At 72.2% G+C, this 3,865-nt stretch carries 2 protein-coding genes and 1 pseudogene; 1 reads left to right on the top strand and 2 read right to left on the bottom strand.

Features of this window, described 5'->3' with window-relative positions; all coding sequences use genetic code 11:
* Positions 1 to 290: 290 nt before the first annotated feature.
* Positions 291 to 938 carry an HNH endonuclease family protein gene (locus ADK60_RS20230; protein WP_053647850.1) on the top strand — a complete coding sequence of 216 codons (648 nt, stop codon included), beginning with the start codon at positions 291 to 293 and terminating at the stop codon, positions 936 to 938.
* A gap of 193 nt (positions 939 to 1,131) precedes the next feature.
* On the opposite strand, the gene ADK60_RS20225 is transcribed toward ADK60_RS20230, so the two are convergent.
* A complete protein-coding gene (locus ADK60_RS20225; RefSeq protein ID WP_053647848.1) occupies positions 1,132 to 3,693 on the bottom strand; it encodes an ABC transporter permease in 2,562 nt (853 codons plus the stop codon).
* A gap of 74 nt (positions 3,694 to 3,767) precedes the next feature.
* Positions 3,768 to 3,865: pseudogene (locus ADK60_RS42140) on the bottom strand (ABC transporter ATP-binding protein); the annotation flags it as partial.

Raw genomic sequence — 3,865 nt, 5'->3', positions numbered from 1 at the left:
CGCCTGACACCACCGCCCGACACCACCGGCCCGCGCCACCCGGCGCACCCACAACACCACGCAACGCCCCGCCCGGAACCCACCGGCCGGGGCGTCCGCGTTCCCCGGCCGGTCCCGGCGGGTCGGAAGTGTGCGGACAGTCTGTGTACCTGACATCCGGTCAAAAATTCACCTCTCGGATCTACCCGCGTAAACCCCTTGGGCGACATGCTGGTCGGCAGCCCGGGCCGGTTCCCGCCCGGGGGCTCTCCCCTGCCCTCCTCGACCCAGGAGTTACCGGTATGTCCGCGATGTCCGCGATACGCACGCCCCGCCGCGTCCTGGCCGCCGCCTTCGGCGCCCTGCTGCTCGCCCTCACCACCCTGCTGACCGGCGCCGGCGCCGCCCAGGCGGCCCTGCCGACCCCCGTCTCGGCCGCCACCGCCCGCGGCTACCTCGCCGCGATCGCGGTGACCGCGGAGTCCCACGAGTCCACCTACGACCGCGCGCTCTTCCCGCACTGGATCACCGTCTCCGGCACCTGCAACACCCGGGAGACGGTCCTCAAGCGCGACGGCAGCAACGTCGTCACCGACTCCGCCTGCGCCTCCGTCAGCGGCAGCTGGTTCTCGGTCTACGACAACGCCACCACCACCAGCGCGTCGAGCTTCGACATCGACCACCTGGTGCCGCTGGCCGAGGCCTGGCGCTCGGGCGCCTGGGCCTGGACCACCGCCCAGCGCCAGGCCCTCGCCAACGACCTGATCCGCCCGCAGCTGATCGCCGTCTCCGCGAGCTCCAACCGCTCCAAGGGTGACCAGGACCCGGCCCACTGGCTGCCGCAGACCTCTTACCGCTGTACCTACGCCCGCGCCTGGGTGCAGGTGAAGTACTACTACGGCCTCTCGGTCGACAGCACGGAGAAGAGCGCGCTCTCCTCGATCCTCAACGGCTGCTGAGGAAACGTTTGCCCCGGGTGCGCGGCGCCCGCCGAGCTCGGACAGCACGACGCCCGCCGGGAGGAGTCCCGGCGGGCGTCGTCGTTGTTCCGGTCGTGCCGGTCGTGCCGGTCGTGCCGGTCGTGCCGGTCGTGCCGGTCGTGCCGGGTTGTTCCGGGTGTTCCGGGTGTTCCGGGTGTTCCGGGGACGGCGGCTACCCGCTCTTGATCGCGCCCAGGATGTCCAGCCGGGCCGCCCGGCGGGCCGGCCAGACGGCGGCCAGCAGGCCGATCACGGCGGCGGCGACCAGGAAGAACCCGATCTGCACCGGCGGCAGCACCAGGGTGATGCTCTTGAGCGAGCCCGCGATCGTCCGGACGGTGGCCCAGGCGGTGACGATGCCGAGCAGCACGCCGACCACACCGCCGAACAGCGCGATCATCAGCGACTCCAGCCGGACCATCCGGCCGACGCCGCGCCGGTCCAGGCCGATCGCCCGCAGCATGCCGATCTCACGGCGGCGCTCGAACACCGACATCGCCATGGTGTTGACCACGCCGAGGATCGCGACGATCACGGACATGCCCAGCAGCCCGTACATGACGTTCAGCACGCCGTTGATCGCCCGGTTGGTCTCCGCCTTGATGTCCTTCTCGCCCTTGACGCCGATCAGCGGGTTGCCGCCGGTGGCGTCGCGCAGGGCCTGCTTGAGCGCGGGGGTGGCGCCGTCGGCGCCCTTGACCAGCACCTTCTGCAGACCGGAGCCGGCGGCGGCGTGCGGGCCGACCAGCCGCTCCGGGGCGATCAGTCCGTGGACCTCGGAGTTCCGCTCCACCAGGGCGCCGACGGCGAGGCTGCCGCGGGTGCCGTCGGGGTAGGTGACGTCCAGGGTCGAGCCGACCGTGAGGTGGTTGCGCTCGGCGTAGTCCTTGGCGGCCAGCAGCCTGCCCTGCTGGAGCGCGTCGGCCGCGCCCGCGGTGACCTTGATGTCGACCAGCCGGTCGAAGGTCGCCGCGTCCACGGAGGTCAGCCAGGAGGTGTCGCCGTCGGCGACCGCCTTCACCTGCACCTGCCGCATCACGCTCATCGCGGTGACCCCGGTCGTCTTGGCGATCTGCCCGGCGACCTCGGGGGAGAGCATCGAGTAGTTGTCCATGGCGACGGCGTAGTCCGCCTTGAGGTCGCTGGCGAAGGCCTTGTCGGCGGCCTTGCTCACCGAGGCGCCGACGACACTCAGCGTGGTGATCAGGGTGACGCCGATGGTGAGCGCGGAGGCGGTGGCGGCGGTCCGGCGCGGGTTGCGCACGGCGTTCTCGCGGGCCAGCTTCCCGGGCGTGCCGAACAGCCTGCGCAGCACCGGGGCGAACAGGGCGATCACCGGGCGGGACAGCAGCGGGGTGAGGACGAAGACACCGATCATCAGCGTGCCGGCGCCGAGGCCCACCAGGTTGACCGACTCGGTGGCCGCGCCGCCGATCAGGCCGAGCGCGCCGCCGGAGGCGAACAGCAGGCCGATGATGTTGCGCACCAGCAGCGACTTCTGGGTGGCGGGCTGCTCGCTGGAGCTCATCGCGGCGACCGGGGCGATCCGGGAGGCGCGCAGCGAGGGCAGCCAGGCGGCCAGCACGGTGACGGCGACGCCGACGGCGAGCGAGGCGATCACGGTGGCCGGGGAGATCACCAGCGGGCCGTCCGGCAGGTTGGCGTCCCACGGGCCGTTGAGCAGGGACTGCAGACCGGCCGCGATGCCGATGCCGCCGAGCAGACCGCCGATCGAGGCGGCCAGGCCGACCAGCAGGGCCTCGGCCAGCACCGAGAGGGTGATCTGCTTGCGGCTGGCGCCGACGGCGCGGAGCAGGGCCAGCTCCTTGGTGCGCTGGGCGATCAGCATGGTGAAGGTGTTGGCGATGATGAAGATGCCGACGAAGAGCGAGATCCCGGCGAACACGAGCAGCATGGTGGACATCGCCTTGGTGTTCTCGTCGATCCTCCGCTCCTGCTCGGCGGCCAGCGCGCGGCCGGTGTTGACGTCGAAGCTGTTGGGCTCGGGGAAGGACTTCTGCACGGCGGCCAGCAGCGCGGTGTCGTCCGTGCCGGGCTTGGCCTTGACGTCGATCCCGCCGTACTGGCCGGGGCTCAGGTAGAGCTGCTGGGCGGTGGCGGTGTCGAATGCGGCGAGCGAGCCGCCGGCGTCGACGCGCGGGTCGTTGGCGTGCAGGGTGCCGGTGAGCTTGAGCTCCATGACCGGGCCGTTGACGGCGACGCGGACGGTGTCGCCGACCTTGTAGCCGCCCTTCTCGGCGGTCCTGGTGTCCAGCGCGACCTCGCCGGAGGTGCGCGGGCCCCGGCCGTCGGCCAGCGGGAAGCGCGGGTCGGTGCCGTCGGCGCCCGGGACGTAGTTGGTGCCGGTGGTGGAGAAGCCGTCGCCGATCAGCGCACCCTTGCGGTCGGCGATGCCGGCGAAGCCGCTGACCACGCCGCGGGCCTCGGCGGCGCCGGGCAGCGCGGCGATCGCCTTGCGGGTGTCCTCGGTGAGCGAGAGGCCGTCGGCGTCCCCGCCGCCGTGGTCGTACCCCTTCTCGACGGCACCCCGGTCGCTGACGGTGACGGCGATGTCGGTGAAGCTCTGGGAGCTCTGGGCGCGCCAGGCGCTGGCGAGGGTGTCGGTGAAGACCATGGTGCCGGCCACGAAGGCGGTGCCGAGGAGGACGGCGAGGGTCGTCATCAGCAGTCGGGCCTTGTGGGCCAGCACGTTGCGCAGTGCGGTGCGGTACATGGAGTGGTGTCAGTCCTGAGGGTCGTGGGGTCGGCGGCCGGTCCGGTGCCGGGGCAGGTGGCTGACCGGCTGGGTCAGCTGGTGCGGCCCTTGGCGTCGAAGCGGCGCATGCGGTCCAGGACGGTGTCGGCGGTGGGGTGGGTCAGTTCGTCGACGATGCGGCCGTCGGCGA

Source organism: Streptomyces sp. XY431, assembly GCF_001279805.1.
In the GTDB taxonomy this organism is placed as follows: Bacteria; Actinomycetota; Actinomycetes; order Streptomycetales; family Streptomycetaceae; genus Kitasatospora; species Kitasatospora purpeofusca.
The sequence above is the reverse complement of the archived record's forward strand: the minus strand, read 5'-3'. Positions and strand labels throughout refer to the sequence as shown.

Excerpts from the sequence above, each read along its gene's own strand:
- ADK60_RS20230 (WP_053647850.1), top strand. The coding sequence starts at position 291 with ATGTCCGCGATACGCACGCCCCGCCGCGTCCTGGCCGCCGCCTTCGGC.
- ADK60_RS20225 (WP_053647848.1), bottom strand. The coding sequence starts at position 3,693 with ATGTACCGCACCGCACTGCGCAACGTGCTGGCCCACAAGGCCCGACTG.